17 protein-coding genes are annotated in these 17,143 nt (G+C 40.7%); 8 read left to right on the top strand and 9 right to left on the bottom strand.

The window, feature by feature from the left end; all coding sequences use genetic code 11:
- Window positions 1-9: 9 nt before the first annotated feature.
- From rsxC to PSI23_RS12340, 4 genes are all read right to left on the bottom strand, one after another.
- On the bottom strand, window positions 10-2,019 hold the full coding sequence (rsxC, locus tag PSI23_RS12355; protein WP_273555383.1) for an electron transport complex subunit RsxC: 2,010 nt from the start codon (window positions 2,017-2,019) through the stop codon (window positions 10-12).
- Window positions 2,012-2,635, bottom strand: a complete 624-nt coding sequence (gene rsxB, locus PSI23_RS12350) for an electron transport complex subunit RsxB (protein ID WP_273555382.1) — start codon at window positions 2,633-2,635, stop codon at window positions 2,012-2,014. The genes rsxC and rsxB overlap by 8 nt, the downstream gene beginning before the upstream one ends.
- Window positions 2,635-3,216, bottom strand: coding sequence for an electron transport complex subunit RsxA (gene rsxA, locus PSI23_RS12345; protein ID WP_273555381.1), 582 nt, complete (start codon window positions 3,214-3,216; stop codon window positions 2,635-2,637). Before rsxA ends, rsxB begins: the two co-directional genes overlap by 1 nt.
- A 120-nt stretch (window positions 3,217-3,336) precedes the next feature.
- Complete coding sequence (locus tag PSI23_RS12340; protein ID WP_273555380.1) at window positions 3,337-3,777, bottom strand: DUF2569 domain-containing protein; 441 nt, start codon at window positions 3,775-3,777, stop codon at window positions 3,337-3,339.
- A gap of 180 nt (window positions 3,778-3,957) precedes the next feature.
- Here PSI23_RS12340 and PSI23_RS12335 point away from each other — a divergent pair, with 180 nt between their 5' ends.
- Both PSI23_RS12335 and PSI23_RS12330 read left to right on the top strand, forming a co-directional pair.
- Complete coding sequence (locus PSI23_RS12335) at window positions 3,958-4,998, top strand: oxidoreductase (RefSeq protein ID WP_273555379.1); 1,041 nt, start codon at window positions 3,958-3,960, stop codon at window positions 4,996-4,998.
- Window positions 4,999-5,035: 37 nt separating this feature from the next.
- Window positions 5,036-6,025: a bile acid:sodium symporter family protein gene (locus tag PSI23_RS12330; protein WP_273555378.1), complete on the top strand. Its 990-nt coding sequence runs from the start codon at window positions 5,036-5,038 to the stop codon at window positions 6,023-6,025.
- Window positions 6,026-6,055: 30 nt separating this feature from the next.
- Here the strand turns inward: PSI23_RS12330 and add are convergent, their stop codons facing one another.
- From add to manA, 3 genes are all read right to left on the bottom strand, one after another.
- Window positions 6,056-7,057, bottom strand: a complete 1,002-nt coding sequence (add, locus tag PSI23_RS12325; RefSeq protein ID WP_273555377.1) for an adenosine deaminase — start codon at window positions 7,055-7,057, stop codon at window positions 6,056-6,058.
- Between the two features lie 128 nt (window positions 7,058-7,185).
- Complete coding sequence (locus tag PSI23_RS12320) at window positions 7,186-8,700, bottom strand: YdgA family protein (RefSeq protein ID WP_273555376.1); 1,515 nt, start codon at window positions 8,698-8,700, stop codon at window positions 7,186-7,188.
- A gap of 171 nt (window positions 8,701-8,871) precedes the next feature.
- The gene (gene manA, locus PSI23_RS12315; RefSeq protein ID WP_273555375.1) at window positions 8,872-10,044 is read right to left on the bottom strand and encodes a mannose-6-phosphate isomerase; all 1,173 of its coding nucleotides are present in this window, start codon (window positions 10,042-10,044) and stop codon (window positions 8,872-8,874) included.
- Between the two features lie 172 nt (window positions 10,045-10,216).
- Between manA and fumC the strand changes: the two genes are divergently transcribed.
- Complete coding sequence (fumC, locus tag PSI23_RS12310; protein ID WP_273555374.1) at window positions 10,217-11,611, top strand: class II fumarate hydratase; 1,395 nt, start codon at window positions 10,217-10,219, stop codon at window positions 11,609-11,611.
- A gap of 127 nt (window positions 11,612-11,738) precedes the next feature.
- Here the strand turns inward: fumC and tus are convergent, their stop codons facing one another.
- Window positions 11,739-12,665 (bottom strand): DNA replication terminus site-binding protein, encoded by a 927-nt coding sequence (gene tus, locus PSI23_RS12305; RefSeq protein ID WP_273555373.1) that lies wholly within the window; start codon window positions 12,663-12,665, stop codon window positions 11,739-11,741.
- A 261-nt stretch (window positions 12,666-12,926) separates the two neighbouring features.
- Here tus and PSI23_RS12300 point away from each other — a divergent pair, with 261 nt between their 5' ends.
- Together PSI23_RS12300 and PSI23_RS12295 are read left to right on the top strand one after the other, a co-directional pair.
- Window positions 12,927-13,385, top strand: coding sequence for a cyclic nucleotide-binding domain-containing protein (locus PSI23_RS12300; RefSeq protein ID WP_273555372.1), 459 nt, complete (start codon window positions 12,927-12,929; stop codon window positions 13,383-13,385).
- Between the two features lie 3 nt (window positions 13,386-13,388).
- Window positions 13,389-13,559 carry a helix-turn-helix domain-containing protein gene (locus PSI23_RS12295; RefSeq protein WP_273555371.1) on the top strand — a complete coding sequence of 57 codons (171 nt, stop codon included), beginning with the start codon at window positions 13,389-13,391 and terminating at the stop codon, window positions 13,557-13,559.
- A 41-nt stretch (window positions 13,560-13,600) separates the two neighbouring features.
- On the opposite strand, the gene PSI23_RS12290 is transcribed toward PSI23_RS12295, so the two are convergent.
- Complete coding sequence (locus PSI23_RS12290) at window positions 13,601-14,878, bottom strand: MFS transporter (RefSeq protein ID WP_373567322.1); 1,278 nt, start codon at window positions 14,876-14,878, stop codon at window positions 13,601-13,603.
- Window positions 14,879-15,010: 132 nt separating this feature from the next.
- On the opposite strand from PSI23_RS12290, the gene PSI23_RS12285 reads away from it, so the two are divergent.
- From PSI23_RS12285 to bioD, 3 genes are all read left to right on the top strand, one after another.
- Window positions 15,011-15,916: a LysR family transcriptional regulator gene (locus PSI23_RS12285; protein WP_273555370.1), complete on the top strand. Its 906-nt coding sequence runs from the start codon at window positions 15,011-15,013 to the stop codon at window positions 15,914-15,916.
- Between the two features lie 96 nt (window positions 15,917-16,012).
- Entirely contained in the window at window positions 16,013-16,165 is a 153-nt protein-coding gene (locus PSI23_RS12280; protein WP_273555369.1) for a hypothetical protein, read from the top strand.
- 137 nt (window positions 16,166-16,302) lie between these two features.
- A complete protein-coding gene (gene bioD / locus PSI23_RS12275) occupies window positions 16,303-16,983 on the top strand; it encodes a dethiobiotin synthase (RefSeq protein WP_273555368.1) in 681 nt (226 codons plus the stop codon).
- Window positions 16,984-17,143: the final 160 nt, after the last annotated feature.

The raw sequence follows: 17,143 nt of genomic DNA, 5'->3' as shown, positions 1-17,143 counted from the left end.
TAAATTTCACTATTCTGTTGTGATTCTTTGTTCTTCTTGAGCTTGAGCCGCTTTTTTAGCTTTGACACGAGCAATAGCTGCTGCAACAGCCGTTTTACGCGGATCGGTTTCTTCCGGTGTTTCGGAAACTGCTTGTGGTGGCGTCGGCTCCGGCTGATTTTGCGCGGCTTTCTTAGCCTTGGCACGCGCAATGGCTGCTGCGACAGCCGCTTTACGTGGATCGGTTTCTTCCGGTGCTTCGGAAACTGTTTTCGGTGACATTGTCACCTCTTCGCTATTTTGGGCTGCCTTTTTCGCTTTTGCTCTGGCTATTGCAGCGGCGAGGGCGGCTTTACGCGGAGCACTGTCTTCAGCCGATGCTGATGTATCTGCATCCAAGCTTGTAGGGGCTTGTTTTTCTGCCTGACGAGCACGCAACTGTTCTTTTCTGGCTCTACGTGCTGCAATCGCGTCTTCATTATCAGGTAGTTGTCCAGCTTGTATGGTGATAGCTTTACCGACTGTAGCCTGTTTTTCTTTTACACGGGCAAGGGCGGCTTGAATAGCATTCTGCTCTTTACTATCGACTTGAACCATAGACTTTTTATGGCGTTCTTCACGAGCCAGTTTTTCTCGTTCCATACGCGCTTGTTTAGCCTCAAACCGAATTTTAGCTTCGGCCGAGCGGCGTGTCTCGGCATCAATGGCGCGTATTTCGGCTTTTTCCTGTCGATAGTATTGAACCAGGGGAATATTGCTTGGGCACACATAAGCACAGGCACCACATTCAATACAGTCGAATAAATTGTGATTTTTGGCTTTTTCATGTTCTTGCCCACGACTGAACCAATAAAGTTGCTGAGGTAATAACCCAGCCGGACATGCTTCAACGCATAAGCCACAACGAATGCATGCCTCTTCAATCTCTTTTGGTTCCATCTCTTGTATCGAAGGCGCAAGGATACAGTTACTGATTTTTACGATGGGAACATTCAAGTCAGGCAGAGTAAAACCCATTAATGGCCCACCCATAATGACCATCTGTTCTGATCCTGATTTAAATCCAGCTTGTTGTAGCAAGAATTGAACCGGTGTACCAAGACGTGCCCAGAAATTACCGGGAGAAGTTACTGATTCTCCTGTGAGTGTGACGACACGTTCGATTAATGGCTCTCCATCAATAATAGCTCGCTTTATAGCCACTACTGTGCCCACATTTTGCATAAGAACGCCGATATCAGAAGAGCGTCCACCAGAAGGAACTTCTTTTCCGATCAGGATCTTGGTAAGTTGTTTGGCACCACCAGAAGGATATTTGGTTGGAATAACTCGCACAATGATGGATTTATCACCATTGAGTGCTGCGTCTAGGGCATTAATTGCGTCGGGTTTGTTATCTTCGATACCGATCAACACCTGCTTTGGATTGAGCAAATGCATCAAAATACGGATACCTTCAATAACTTCTTCTGCATGTTCCTGCATTAAACGATCATCAGCGGTGATATAGGGTTCACACTCTGCGGCATTGATGATCAAAATTTTGAGGTTATGTTGACTACCTTTCAGTTTTGTCTCAGTAGGGAAACCAGCGCCACCTAAGCCTGCAATGCCGGCTTGCTGAATGCGTTTCAATATTTCATTAGCATCCAGCGTTGTGTAATCAGCGACTTGATTACGTTCTATCCATTGGTCCTTACCATCAGGGCGTAACCGGACACATAGTTCTTTCAATCCAGAAGGGTGTGCTGTGACGCAAGGTTCGATTGCGATAATTGTTCCTGATGTAGAGGCATGAACAGGCAGCGTTTTACCTACTCCAAGCGTCAACGTCTGGCCTTTCAGCACTAGATCACCCACTTTAACCCGCAATTCACCTTCTGGCCCCAAATGTTGCTGTAGGGGAATAATTAATTCATCCGGCAATGGGGCATGACGTAACGGGGTGCTGCTAGATTGCAGTTTCATTTCCGGTGGATGGATGCCACCATCAAAATCCCAGATTCTATTCTTGTTAAGTAAGTTGAGTAGATTAAACATGGGTTTTAACCTCAACAGGCTTAGCAGGAGAGAACAACGTCGGCTCTGGTGTTACGGGAATGTTTTTTACTGGAATGGTGTTTAAATCCCATTTCCAATTTGAGGTTGTAGTAGCAACTGGAATCATTGTAATGCAATCTGTTGGGCAAGGCGCGACACACAGGTCGCAACCTGTGCAGAGATCTTCAACAACGGTGTGCATGGCACGGTTTGCACCAATAATGGCATCCACAGGACACGCTTGAATGCACTTTGTGCATCCTATGCAATTTTCTTCATCAATAAAAGCAACTTTTCTGGCAGGATTCTGAACGCTATCGTCGCCATCCAGCGGTTGCGGATCAATACCCAGCAACTCAGATATTTTGATCATAACTTGCTCTCCGCCGGGAGCGCATTTATTGATCATTTCGCCATTGTTAGCTACTGCTTCCGCATAGGGGCGACAACCGGGATAGCTACATTGCCCACATTGACTCTGAGGCAATAAATTATCGATTTTTTCAACAATCGGATCTTCTTCTACTTTAAAACGACGAGCTGCAAAACCTAGAATTAAACCAAAGGCCAACCCAAGCACACCTAACACGCCGATAGCAATCCATAATGACATCATTAGAATTTCACCAAACCACTAAAGCCCATAAATGCGAGGGACATTAACCCCGCAGTAATAAGCCCTATCGATGAACCACGAAAAGGGGCAGGAATATTGGCAACAGCCAGACGTTCCCGAATGGCGGCAAACAGCACCATGACAAGGGAAAAACCAGCCGCAGCGCTGAAGCCATATATGGCAGATTGTAAAAAGCCGTGGGATTGATTGACGTTCAGCAGTGCGACACCAAGTACAGCACAGTTGGTTGTAATCAGTGGCAAGAAAATCCCCAAGAGGCGATACAGTGTCGGGCTGGTTTTGCGGACGACTAATTCAGTAAATTGAACGACGACCGCAATGACGAGGATGAAGCTCAGGGTTCGCAAATAAACCAAATCAAGCGGAACAAGAATAAAAGTGTTTATCAACCATGAACTGATAGAGGCCAGGGTGAGCACAAAAGTCGTTGCCAACCCCATGCCGATAGCGGTCTCGAGTTTTTTGGATACGCCCATAAAAGGGCATAGGCCCAAAAATTTTACTAAAACAAAGTTATTGACCAAAACTGTGCCAATAAATAACAAGAGGTATTCAGTCATTGCTGTACCTGAAAATAAGATATTAGGAAAGTGGAACACTGCTTATATAGTCTGAATAGAAATCCCCCACTTGAGTGTGGGGCAAGTGGGGGCAATGATAACAATCAATTGTGGGGTATGTTATCGATCTTGTGTGAAAGTCATTTTTACTCGATGTGAGCGTTTAATATAAGGAACGAAAACAGCAGCAGCCAGCAATGGCCATAATAAAGAGCGTATTGCCATTTCATCGGAAATAGGGGAAAAGGCGAAGGTTTTTATAGCAATCAGAACAGAAACCATCAGCCAAATAATAAAAATACGTGGGAATCGTTTCGAACGAATAAAAAGTAACTTCAATATCCATACAGTAAAACACCACATCATTGCAGTGGTTAATACGGAGGTGTACCACAACGTGGTAAAGCTACCGCTGATTTGATGAATTGCTTCATTTTTATGGATAAACATCATCGTATATAACAGCAACATAAAACTAGCTGCGATTAATGTCATTATTAGGTATGCAGCGGGCGCTAATAACCAGCCGTTGATGCGATAATAATCATTGGATTGATACATAAAAAATCTTCACTCCATCATGAGTGTCTTTGATATAGGAAATATATTATAGAAAAAAGATAGTAGCACAGGAATCAGGATTATTTGCTAACGTGTGATAGGTGGTGATATTTTCTGATGCCTCGTCACTAGGTATGGTATTACGAACCATAATATTACGATCATTTTTTAGAGGTGGTTATGAGCGATTTTTTAAAAGTTGGTTTGGCTGGTTATGGCTATGCAAGTAAAACGTTTCATGCTCCATTGATTGCAGGGACATCCAATGTTGAATTGGTTGCAATTTCCAGTAGTGATGCATATAAGGTCAAACAAGATTGGCCAACGGTATCAGTCGTTTCTTCGCCAGAGGCACTTTTCAATGATCCCAATATTGACCTTATTGTGATCCCAACACCAAATGATACTCACTATCCATTAGCGCAAAAGGCGCTTGCAGCGGGGAAGCATGTTATCGTTGATAAGCCTTTTACCATTACTGTAGAACAAGCTCAATCACTGAAAAAACAAGCGGAAGAAGCGAATTTATTGTTGTCTGTATTCCATAATCGTCGTTGGGATTCTGGTTTTTTGACAGTGCAATCAATCATTAAAGAAAATAAATTGGGAGCACTGAAATATTATGAATCCCACTTTGACCGTTATCGTCCCTCTGTTCGCCAGCGTTGGCGCGAAGCTGCCGGAGCAGGTAGTGGTATTTGGTATGATTTAGGGCCTCATTTATTGGATCAGGCGGTTCAACTCTTTGGCAAGCCACAAGCCATCACAACAGATTTAGGCATGATACGTCCGAGCGCAGAGACTGCGGATTATTTTCATGCGCAACTCACTTATCCTGATTTGAAAGTTGTACTACATGCAACCATGCTTGCTGCGGCAGAGTCACCTATTTATACATTGCATGGTATGGCTGGTAGTTATACCAAATATGGTCTCGATCCTCAGGAAGAGTGTTTGAAAGCAGGAGAAAGGCCACCACGGGCAGATTGGGGATATGATGCACGAAATGGTTATGTGACGTTGTCACAAGGTGAAGATTTAGTTACGCAAGTTATCCCAACTATGCCGGGTAATTATGGGGCTTATTATGCTGCTGTTCGTGATGCGATTTTGTTTGGAAAACCTAACCCAGTGACTGCCAGCGAAGCTATTTTGATCATGAAGCTTATTGAGGCAGGTGAAAAATCAGCAAAAGAACAACGTACAATCTTAATTGATTGATTACACACTGGCAGGTAGGGCAAGGGGAGCTATATTGATGAACGTGTTGCAAAAATTAAGAATCGATCCTTTTTTGGTGATACTGATTACGGTGGTCATCATTGCATCGTTCTTTCCTTGTGAAGGTGAAGCTAAAAAGTGGTTTCAGTACTTAACAACGGCCGCTATTGCATTGTTATTCTTTATGCATGGTGCGAAGTTATCTCGTAATGCCATTTTGGCAGGGATAGGACACTGGCGATTGCATTTGGTGATTTTCACCAGCACTTTTATCTTGTTTCCCATACTGGGTATGGGATTAAGTTTTATTGTGCCAGAATGGATGTCACCAACGGTTTATATGGGATTTCTTTATCTTTGTGCCTTACCTGCCACAGTACAGTCAGCTATCGCCTTTACTTCCGTTGCTGGTGGAAATGTTGCAGCAGCAATATGTAGTGCTTCCGCTTCAAGCTTATTGGGCGTGTTTCTATCTCCATTATTGGTTGGCTTTTTGATCCAAACTAATGAAGGTGACGCTCATACCGATACTTGGAAAGCGATAAAAGATATTGTCTTGCAGCTGATGGTACCTTTTATTGTTGGGCACCTATCACGTCCTTTGATTGTCAGTTGGGTGGAAAAACATAAAAAATTGGTCAATATGACGGATCGTTCTTCTATATTGCTGGTGGTTTATGTTGCATTTAGTGAGGCGGTGGTGGAGGGCATTTGGCATAAAATAGATGCTCATTCGCTTTTTATGATTGGTATCGTCTGCTGTGTTTTGTTGTCTGTGGTATTAATAATTAATGTATATAGCTCGCGTTTATTGGGATTTAGCAAAGAAGACGAAATAACCATAGTGTTTTGTGGCTCGAAGAAGAGCTTGGCGAATGGTGTGCCGATGGCTAATGTACTGTTTCCTGCATCAGTGGTCGGAGTGATGTTGTTACCATTGATGATCTTTCACCAAATCCAACTAATGGTCTGTGCTGTGTTTGCTCAGCGTTATGCTCTACGCCTGAGGACAAAAAAGGCAGAGTAGTTTTCTGCCTTTAGAAATAAATAACACTTCTTAGCGGTTGGCGACTTTGTCTTTCAGGGCCTGTTTTTCTGCTTCACTGAGGAATGCAGTTGCCAATCCATTAATCTGTGCCTGTCTGATCAGGACTGGAGACAGTCCTGCTGCTGGCGCAGCAATATTATACTCATGACGAATTTCAATGCCTTCTACTGCTGGGTCATCTGTATTGATTGATGCCAGAATACCGTGCTCGAGGAATTGTTTCAGTGGATGAGCTAGCAGGGAGCTGACGGTGCTGGTTTGCAGGTTTGATGTCAGGCAGGATTCAATACCGATACCGTGTTCAGCCAGATAATCCATCAGGGCAGGATCGGTGATTGCTTTTACTCCATGTCCGATACGCGTCGCGCCTAATTTACGAATAGCATGCCAAATACTTTCCGCACCAGCTGCTTCACCTGCGTGTACACTAATATTCCAGCCCGCATTACGTGCTTGGTTAAAATGTTGTTCAAAGAGATGGCCTGGGAATCCCAATTCATCACCAGCCAGATCTAATGCAGTAATGTATTGCTTATGAGCAAGAAGTCCGGCTAATTCTTGGGAGCAAGCTTTTTCACCAAATGTTCTGCTCAGGATACCAATTAAACGGATCTGTATATCATATTGCTGACTTGCTGATTGGATACCATCGACGATTGCTTCTACGACACCTTCAACGGGAAGTTGATGTTTCATGGCCATGTAATAAGGGGAAAAACGCAGTTCAGCATAATCAAGACCTGCATTGACAGCGTCTTCAACATTTTCGATGGCGACCCTGCGGCAAGCGTCTAAGTCGGTCAGAACAGTAACACCCCAGTCCAATTTTTGTAGAAAGCTAACAAGGTTAGGCTCATTTTCAATAATTTGGACATGGGGGCGTAATGCTTCCAGTTCATAGGCCGGGAGTGGGATATTATGTTGACGAGCGAGGTCCAAAATGGTTTCAGGGCGAATATTACCGTCAAGATGGCGGTGTAAATCGGTCAGAGGAAGCTGTATGTCAATCATTTTCTTATCCTTCTTATCAAATTTTATATATACAAAAAAGCCAGTCAACACGTTGACTGGCTGGAAAGTGAGGGAACCCGAAACTCGGGTTCTGGTTATTTGTTATGGTGACAGTTATTCAACTGTATTTATTCAACCACCGGAAGTTCAGCCTTATCATCATGCTGACTTTCTATACCATCCGCATCATCATAGGATCCGGAAAGGTTATTATCAAGCAGGAATTGATGTAAGCTGGATTCTTTGTCGTTTAATTTAACTTTGTCATTGGCATAGTGGAAGTTAAGGCCAATAACTCCATTTTTAGCAGTGAGGAATTTACTTCCAAGGAGGACAACAGTTTGAACTTGTTGCTCAGCCTTAATTTTAGCGGCAGTTTTATCCTTACCGTCTAGCTCATCTGCTTGTACGATAGATTCTATCAACATGGCCTTAGGTACGTTAATGTTCAATGATAATTCTTTAACCAGAGTACGAATTGTTTCTTCCGGCTCCATGAGGGATAACGCACTTTTATCTTCTGGAATGTTTTGTAAGGAAAGTTTGAAATCCATTGAACTTTCACCTTTACTGTTTTTCCAACTTAAAGGTGAAATGCTGAATTGTGGATTTTTGTTTATGAGTAGATGTAAGTTGTTGAGAACAGCATCATCAGGCAATACTCTATTCGTAGCCAAGGCCTTTTGTGCCGCTTCATTATAGGCTTGAGTAAATTTGTGTACAGATTGGCTATCTAACTTTTCCATACCCAGATTGAACTTACCGGAACCGAACTCTATATCCTTAATTTTTAAGCCATCAATGCTACTGGCAACCTTGATATTTAAATTATCTTTATCCTCGCTCGAATTCAAGGTGACTTTTATTCCTTTGAGAGAAATACTTGGTTCATTAGTAATTCCACTCATACTGAATTCACCAATGCTAAAATTTTGATTTCCAATATAAAAATCGAAATTGCCTTTTTTCTCATTCCCTTCGAAATCAATTCCTTTAAGTGAAATTGTTTCTTTTTTTGCAGGATCACTGAAAGATAATTCATCACTTTTTACGGTGAATGCAAATGTACTTAAATCGCGATTAGTATTGGCGTTGATTTTTGCGCCTGTGAATGACAGAACTCGTTGATCGCCATTTTTATTGGTTTTTGTATGTTTAATAGGGACAAATTCAATATTGGCAGAGATGGTGCCGCTATAACTAACGTTAACATCTGATTTGAATGGCTGTTTTCCATCCGTGAGGTTAAATAATTCTTTTAGCGTATCATTTTGTTCAAGCTCTGAATGGATAGAAGCCATTTTCGGTGCCAGATTGAATGTTTTCAGATTGGCAATGGGGAATGGCCCGTGATCAATAGTCGATTTGAAAATGACTTCTTCATTTGGCTTAATTCCGGCTTCTTCTATACCGCCTTTGGTGGTTAGGATCAAACGGACATCAGAACTGAAAATGCCTCGTTTGAAATCTTTTGCTTGCCATTCTAATCCGTTTTCAGGTGCTGAATTTTTCAGTTCAGTGTTTGCTTTTTCTATAAAGCGATCTAAACGACTTTCAAGTTGCTTACCTGTATACCATGACATTCCGGTCCATACTGCACCCAAAGCAACAATAACGCTTACTGCAACTAACGATTTTTTCATATGAAAATTCCATCCTTTAACGCATGTAACATGGTCGGTGTATGCGTTTTGTATTTATGTCAAAAATGGTTGTTAAGTGTATAGTCTAGCTAAAATGGTTTTAATCAGTTTTCACTGAGAATGTGATTAATAATTAATGGAAACGATTATAAGCCCATGAATCTAATTTAATTAATTAGATACTTTGGCTATTTTCCCATTGCCATAAACAGTTACAGATTTCTCTATAGCAGATAAGAAGATTGATTCACCTGAGAATAATCTTAATTGCTGACTATCGGTGCTGATAACAGCCCATCCTTCAACACAGAATAGAACTGAAGCTGAATCATTTTCTAATGAGATTAGCTGTTCTGCAACAGAATAAACAGAAAAACAAAAATCATTGACAGGAACAGGGTAATTCAAGGCGTCTTTTTCCTGTTTTGGCTCGGTTAGCAAAGTATCGGTAGATTTTGGAATAAAATCCAGATTAGCCATTAATTCGGGAACGTCAATGTGTTTGTTGGTTAAACCAGCACGCAGAACATTATCAGAATTGGCCATGACTTCCAAGGCCACGCCGTCAAGATAAGCGTGAGGGGTGCGGGCATATAAAAACATCGCTTGACCAGGTTTGAGTTCAACCACGTTGAGCAGGAGTGGAGCAAACAGTCCATTGTCATCTGGATAGAACGTGGTCATTTTTTTGATAGTGTCCCACGGCTCGCCTTGATGATTGTTCAACGCTGACTTTAAGACGGCAATTGCCAAGTATTTCTGTTCGCCTTGCATATTCAATAACTGTGAAAATAGAAACGACAAGCTCTGCTCGGTTGGATGCTGGAGAAATGTTTGAATATCTGGATGTGCGGTAGAAACATGACCCAATAGTTTCTCAATCTCAGATAAAGGCCTAAAAGCATTCATGGCCTTGAACGGTGTCAGTGCATATACCAATTCAGGTTTGTGATTATCATCTTTGTAGTTGCGCTTTGTTGAATCTAAAGGGATTGCCAGTGTATTTTCTCTGGCAAAGCCCATTTCTGCGGATTTTTTGTCAGGATGCACTTGAATAGATAATGGTTGAGCGGCACACAGCACTTTGAACAAAAAAGGTAAACGCTGGAATTGTTGGGCTACTTTTTCACCAAGATATTTTTCTGGTTCTTTCTCGATCAAAGTGTTCAAGGCAATAGTTTCGCCTGTTTGAGGATCAGTGACCAATGAACTACATTTCGGATGTGCTCCCATCCATAATTCTGCCATTGGTTGACTATCAGGATTCTCGATACCGTAGATATCCGTCAGGGCGGTTTTACTTCCCCAGTCATAATGTTGGATGTTGTTGGTCATTTTTAGCATGGCGGAATTTCCTATAATAAAAAAGTAATTTATTTATAGACAACAATACAATAAACACGATTGGGTCGCATTATCGATATTGAATTTATGGCATAATAAAAAAGTGCCGACTAATTTATCTGCAAAGTTTGTTCCGGCGTATTCAATTATTCTGTGTGCTAAGGAGATAGTAATGGCAGCCACTCGCATTGAAAAAGACTCAATGGGACCTATCGAAGTACCTGCTGACCAATTATGGGGGGCGCAAACTCAGCGCTCACTGGAGCATTTCCGCATTTCTCAGGAAAAAATGCCTGTTGCATTGATTCAGGCCCTGGCATTGACTAAACAAGCAGCGGTCAGCGTCAATATGGATCTAGGTCTTCTGCCTAAAGAGCGTAGTGATGCAATCATCGCTGCGGCGAAAGAGGTGTTGGAAGGCAAACACCCAACAGAATTCCCTCTTGCTATCTGGCAGACCGGTTCGGGAACTCAAAGCAACATGAATATGAATGAAGTGTTGGCGAACCGTGGTAGTGAGATCCTTGGTGGTGAGAGGGGTAATGAACGTCTGATTCATCCTAATGATGATGTTAATAAGAGCCAAAGCTCTAATGACGTTTTCCCCACGGCCATGCATGTTGCGGCAGTGATTGCAGTACGTGAACATCTGTTACCAGAGTTAAAAGTGCTACAAAAAACTCTGGCAGATAAAGCTGAAGCATTTAAAGATATCGTAAAAATTGGCCGTACTCACTTACAAGATGCAACTCCATTGACCTTAGGCCAGGAAATTTCCGGCTGGGCAGCTATGTTGACACATAACTTGAAACATATTGAAGATAGCATTCCTCATGTGTGTGAACTGGCTCTGGGTGGGACAGCGGTAGGAACTGGCCTGAATACTCATCCTGAATATGCAGTTCGTGTTGCGCAAAAAATTGCTGAATTATCCGGTCAGCCTTTTGTAACTTCACCAAATAAATTTGAATCGCTGGCAACTTGTGATGCATTGGTTCATTCGCATGGCGCATTGAAAGGTTTGGCTGCATCATTGATGAAGATTGCTAACGATGTTCGTTGGTTGGCTTCTGGTCCTCGTTGTGGCATTGGTGAAATTTCCATTCCTGAAAATGAGCCGGGTAGCTCCATCATGCCAGGCAAAGTGAACCCAACTCAGTGTGAAGCGATGACCATGTTATGCGCTCAGGTTATGGGTAACGATGTGGCGATCAATATTGGTGGTGCATCTGGTAACTTTGAATTGAACGTATTCCGCCCGATGGTTATTCATAACTTCCTGCAATCCGTTCGACTGTTGGCGGATGGTATGCGCAGTTTTAATGAGCATTGTGCTATTGGTATTGAACCTAACCATGATCGTATTACTCAGTTGCTGAACGAATCACTGATGCTAGTCACTGCGTTGAATACTCATATTGGCTACGATAAAGCTGCAGAGATTGCCAAAAAAGCGCATAAAGAAGGCCTGACCCTGAAACAGTCAGCTCTTCAGTTAGAATATTTAACTGAAGCTGAATTTGATGCGTGGGTACGCCCAGAAGATATGGTTGGTAGTATGAAGTAATGCTTGTTATGAGCAGATAACTTATTTATGTTACTGAATTAAAAAACCGGAGTAAATATTCTCCGGTTTTTTATTAGGGAAACATCTGATACTGCCCTCAACTGACGGCAGTACTTATTTTTGCATTTTAGATTTCTTTGTAGAGATGTAGGCGAGGAATTACTATCTCAAGTGGCTTGGCTTTGGGCTTATATCTATATTTAATTGCATTGGCGTTGTAGTTAGACAGCATACCGAGTTTGGGTTTGATTTCTTTATCTTCCGTATAGAAAACAATCACCGGAACTGGACAAGCATATTGAACTTGTTTTTGTATTTCTGAATACCATACGCGGGTAATAGGTTGTACTTTAACTGGTCGTTTGATTTTCAATACCACATCATCAGGCAATTTTTTGATATCTGTAATCTCTAATGCCACCAATGCTGCCCATTGTTCACTGGAGTAGGGGGGAACTGCTCTTCCTGCATTATAACTTTTTTCCAGTCTTTCCAGAACTTGTTGTTTGGTAACCTTATTAATAATGTTTTTATTGGCCCAACCAAAATTAATGGAGTCAGGATTTAATAGGTGAGTGATAGTACGATAGGCATTCAGGGTAATCAGGCCTCGCAAATGCTCATGAACAAATTCAAATCGTTGCTCTTTGCTGACGCCTGATTCTTTGGTAACGATATTTTCCAGCTCTATTTTTAACTGATTTACTTCGTCAATGACTCTCATTGCTTCTTTATATTGCTGGTGGTTGACAGCAAAACACAATGCTCCGGGAAGGCGGCTCGCAGCTTTGCTGCTGATGTTAGGGTTATTATGATGTATAAATAATTTCTGGTAGAAGCGTAAACCTACATTGAGCGCTTCATCCCCCTGCAATGGATTGACCATAATTTCGGTCACTTGTTCATGTTCTTCGCCTTTCTCTATTTTAGGTAATTCAAATATCCGGGCATCAATAAGGGAATAGTTCATTAACAATCCAACCAGCTCAGACAGTTTTTCTTCTTGCTTTTTGAAGCAGGTTGTCAGTGATTCTATTGAAAGATATTTATTCATGAATATATTCTCTGCTGTCATCAGTCATTCACAATACTTTTTTAGTTACAACATACTTTAAGTTTAACCATAACTTACAAAAACCACCACAACAAAATCAAACAAAAGCTAAATAGTACATAAAAAAATAAAAAACAATTATTGCAAAGAAAATTAAAATTATGGTAAAAAATTAACCCATTAAAATAAGTTAATTATGCAATCATTTACTTTACTAAACATAAAATCAGTAAAGTAAATAGCTCAAAAAGGTTGTTAAGTATGAAAAAGTTAATCAAACCTCTAGGTTCCTTCAATGAGGTTATTAATGTATTATTGCCACACTCTGAACTGATCACGACAGATTTATTAACACAAGGAAAAGCAATTAAAATAGATAGTAAATTTCTTAAAATTTTCTTACTAGAACAAGGGCATGTCAATATACGTAGAATAGAGGATGAGTTAATCATTGCGACATTTTTTTCACCTTATGTTATTGGTTTATCTTTTTATCCTAGTGTAGGAATTTATTATTCCATTGAATTAGGGGAAAATTGTAAGATTTATCAGATTCCTCGTAGTAGAGCGTTAAGTACTATAAGGACACACAATCTGTATAACGACTGGTTGAGGATTTTTTCCTATAAAATATCTTTCTTATATGCAAGAGATATTAGTATTTTTTGTCATAATAATCGAGAAATCGTATATAATTTATTATCCCGCCTGATGAATTGACCAGTGGATTTCAGGGAAAATACTACAGTGATTAAGTACATAGAGCAAAGATGTACAATTTCACGCAGTTGTATACAACGTGTATTACTTTCTTTAAAAAAAGAAGGATGCATTGAACTTGTTAATGGATATTTGGAAAAAGTCTCATCATTGCCGACTCAATCTTATTATTAAGAATGGTGATTGAAAATAGAAGACTATGTCGGCAATTGTAATTATTTTAATAAGTTATTGAGTTTGAATCCTAAATAGAGAGCAACAATAGTTAATAATGAAATAAATACGGCAATACCGTTCCAGGCGAAATGGAGCCAGAATATTCCACCTAATGTCCCTGCAATACTGGAACCAGAGTAATAACAGAATAAGTAAAGTGATGAAGCTTGCGCTTTTGCTCGCTTGGCTCTTTGACCAATCCATCCACTAGCAACTGAATGAGCAGCAAAAAAGCCCGTTGTTAGTATCATCATTCCCAGAATTACTGCCCATATAGGAGAAAATAGGGTGATTGCGCAACCAACCAACATTGTACTAATAGCAGTTAACAATACTTTTCCTCGTCCATATTTATTTGTTAATGTTCCAGCTTTGGTGGCACTATAAGTTCCTGTTAGATAGACGATAGATAGTAACCCAACGATAGTCTGACTTAAATGATAAGGCGCTTCTGATAATCGATAACCAATGTAGTTAAACATGGTGATAAAGCTTCCCATAATCAAAAAAGCTTCAGCAAATAGAAGGGGAAGACCTTGATCACGAAAATGTATCTTCAAATTTATAAGCAGCGTTTTAGGTTTTAATGGGCTTGGCTTAAAATGCTTAGATTCTGGTAACAGTTTCCAAAATGCGATGGAAGAGATTAAAGCAAAAGCGCCTAATAAGATGACTGCCAATCTCCATGAATAGTGATCTGTGATTACACCAGTAATCAAACGTCCACTCATTCCTCCTATTGAGTTACCACTGATATAAAGCCCCATGGATAAGGCAACATAGCTGGGATGAATTTCTTCACTTAAATAGGTCATTGCAACCGCAGCAACTCCGCTGACCGATAAACCTACTAATGCGCGGATAAACAAAATTCCATGCCAACTTGATACTACGGCACTTAAGAGAGTAAAAATGGCGGCGGCAACCAGTGATATTACCATGATATTTTTACGGCCCAGTGCATCAGATAAAGGGCCTGTGATTAATAGACCCAGAGATAACATCCCAGTAGGAAGTGATAGAGCCAAACTACTATTGGCCGGTGAAATATTAAATTCTTTTGACAAGATCGGCAAAATGGGTTGGATAAAATAGAGCAATGCAAAAGTTGCCAGCCCAACGGCAAAGAATGATAGAGTGACACGTAGGTATGCAGTCTCTTTACGTTGAATGTAATGCTGTTGACTTTTTTGTCCTGGATTAATCGTGTTTTCAACATCTCTTTTAACAACGCCAGAGACTGCTGATTTTTCACTGACGCTTTGGGTTGTATTCACGCTACTTCCTTATCTATATAAAACAAACGTTAACTACTTGATTTAGATCAAGGATAGGAATTCAAAAATATTTTGTCTAATATATTAATCGTTAGGAATAATATTTTAAAAGTATCAATTGGGTAATAGATAATGGCTACTAATATTGAACTCAGGCATCTGCGTTACTTTATTGCTGTTGCGGAAGAGTTGCATTTTGGGCGAGCGGCTGAACGGTTGAATATCTCACAACCACCATTAAGCCAACAAATACAGGCTCTGGAAGCAAATATAAATGCACAGTTACTGGTGCGTAATAACAGAAATGTTAATCTGACACCTGCCGGACGTATGTTTCTTCAGGAAGCATATCAAATCATTGCTCAGGTTGATGCGGCTGCGATCAGAGCGGCCAGAATGCAGCAAGGAGAGTTAGGGGAGATATCGATTGGTTTTACGTCTATCGCACCTTTTATGCAGAAAGTAGCGCTTAGTTTACGTCAGTTTCGAGAACGTTATCCTGACGTAGCTATTCAAATGCATCAAATGAATACTAAACAGCAAATAGCACCTTTGCAGACAGGCCGGATTGATATAGGGATTATGCGTAATACATCATTACCCGATAATCTAGAACATCAGTTACTCTTTAGAGAACGTTTTATGTTAGCTGTATATAATGGACATCCTTTACTGAAGTACGCTAATAAGGGTGTTGATTTGAAAATGCTATCTGATTTCCCGTTAGTGTTTTTTGAGCGTGATGTAGGGACGGCATTGTACGACGAGATTATTTCTTTATTGGCCAATGTGGGAGTGGTTCCGACTATTTCTCAGGAAGCAGGGGAAGCAATGACAATACTAGGATTGGTTGCTGCGGGATTGGGAGTAAGTATTATTACTGAATCATTTATTCGAATGAAACTGGATGGAGTTCAATATCTGCCTTTAGCGAATAATCCTGCTTACTCTGAAGTTTGGCTGGTCAAACATAAAAATCGTAATAATAGCCCTGCGGCAGAACGGCTAACCAATCTCCTGATCTCAAATATTGTATAAGAGATTTACAGATAAGATTGTTTAATAGATCCGATTAACAGAGTCATCGATAGTTCACTATACTACGGTATTCAAAATCTTCCGTTGGGGAGTTTTTTGCACCAACGTACAGGACTTGATGATTATGTTGGCGCAGGAATTATGACAGCAGGGCAAATGCTCCATGCCGGAAATCATAGTGTCGTAGAAATAGGGCACATTCAAATCGATCCTAATGGCGAACTACTGATCGAGCTTATGCAAGGATAAGAATAGCGCACATCCCGCAAAACATTGAGCTAACTCAATCTCTACCTCAAATTCATCTTCTACACTCTAAACCTACTCGCTAAAGAGAATAACCGGTCTATCTGGTCTGTTCTTATGGAAAACGGAAAAATGAATTTATGTTAACGCGCTTATTTGTTACAGGCACGGATACCAACATCGGTAAAACAGTTGTTACCCGCGCATTACTGCAGGTTTTTAATCGTGAAGGAACAACCGCAGTAGGATATAAACCTATTGCGACAGAAAAACGAGAAACTCTGGAGGGAATACGTAATCGTGATGCTTTGGTCATACATAAATCTTCACCGGTTCAAGTAGATTATGAAGAAATCAATCCAGTTATTTGGGGAAGCAATTATGAAGAAGGAAATCGTGCTGATTTCACTCAAATGACAAAAGGCCTAAGAAATTTAGGGCATAAAGTAGATCGTGTAATCATTGAAGGTAATGGTGGGTGGCGTATGTTACTGGAAGATGAAACGTTTTATTCTGATTGGGTTGTGCAAGAAAAAATCCCCGTAATTTTGGTCGTCGGCATTCAGGCTGGTTGTGTTAATCACGCCATTCTAACAGCTCAATCCATCATTAATGATGGTGTACCTTTGATTGGTTGGATTGCTAACCGCATCAATCCCGGACTAGCGCACTATGCTAAAATATTGGATAGGTTACGGTATCATATAACCGCTCCACAGTTAGGGGAAATACCTTACCTTTTAAGGCCAGAAGAACGGGATTTATCTTGCTATCTGGATGTTTCTGCAATATCGGCATTTGATTTATCCTTTAATGAGTAAACTTCCCGCATAGTTCTTTTACATATAGCTTTTTGATTATTAAAAAAGGAATAAGTATCCCCCGGCATAGCCGGGGGTTTTTCATCTGCGCCTATAAGGCTCTCTTACCAGCCGCGCCCTAACAGGCGCATCGCAATCTGACATTTGCATTCTATTGATT

Source organism: Xenorhabdus yunnanensis (assembly GCF_028598805.1).
In the GTDB taxonomy this organism is placed as follows: Bacteria; Pseudomonadota; Gammaproteobacteria; order Enterobacterales; family Enterobacteriaceae; genus Xenorhabdus; species Xenorhabdus yunnanensis.
The sequence above is the reverse complement of the archived record's forward strand: the minus strand, read 5'-3'. Positions and strand labels throughout refer to the sequence as shown.

Bases quoted from the DNA above. Each gene is read 5' to 3' on its own strand.
- add (WP_273555377.1), bottom strand. From the start codon at position 7,057: ATGATTGACATACAGCTTCCTCTGACCGATTTACACCGCCATCTTGAC.
- rsxC (WP_273555383.1), bottom strand. From the start codon at position 2,019: ATGTTTAATCTACTCAACTTACTTAACAAGAATAGAATCTGGGATTTT.
- PSI23_RS12300 (WP_273555372.1), top strand. From the start codon at position 12,927: ATGAAAAAGTTAATCAAACCTCTAGGTTCCTTCAATGAGGTTATTAAT.
- PSI23_RS12285 (WP_273555370.1), top strand. From the start codon at position 15,011: ATGGCTACTAATATTGAACTCAGGCATCTGCGTTACTTTATTGCTGTT.
- fumC (WP_273555374.1), top strand. From the start codon at position 10,217: ATGGCAGCCACTCGCATTGAAAAAGACTCAATGGGACCTATCGAAGTA.
- bioD (WP_273555368.1), top strand. From the start codon at position 16,303: ATGTTAACGCGCTTATTTGTTACAGGCACGGATACCAACATCGGTAAA.
- PSI23_RS12340 (WP_273555380.1), bottom strand. From the start codon at position 3,777: ATGTATCAATCCAATGATTATTATCGCATCAACGGCTGGTTATTAGCG.
- manA (WP_273555375.1), bottom strand. From the start codon at position 10,044: ATGCTAAAAATGACCAACAACATCCAACATTATGACTGGGGAAGTAAA.
- PSI23_RS12320 (WP_273555376.1), bottom strand. From the start codon at position 8,700: ATGAAAAAATCGTTAGTTGCAGTAAGCGTTATTGTTGCTTTGGGTGCA.
- PSI23_RS12330 (WP_273555378.1), top strand. From the start codon at position 5,036: ATGAACGTGTTGCAAAAATTAAGAATCGATCCTTTTTTGGTGATACTG.
- rsxB (WP_273555382.1), bottom strand. From the start codon at position 2,635: ATGATGTCATTATGGATTGCTATCGGCGTGTTAGGTGTGCTTGGGTTG.
- rsxA (WP_273555381.1), bottom strand. From the start codon at position 3,216: ATGACTGAATACCTCTTGTTATTTATTGGCACAGTTTTGGTCAATAAC.
- PSI23_RS12335 (WP_273555379.1), top strand. From the start codon at position 3,958: ATGAGCGATTTTTTAAAAGTTGGTTTGGCTGGTTATGGCTATGCAAGT.
- tus (WP_273555373.1), bottom strand. From the start codon at position 12,665: ATGAATAAATATCTTTCAATAGAATCACTGACAACCTGCTTCAAAAAG.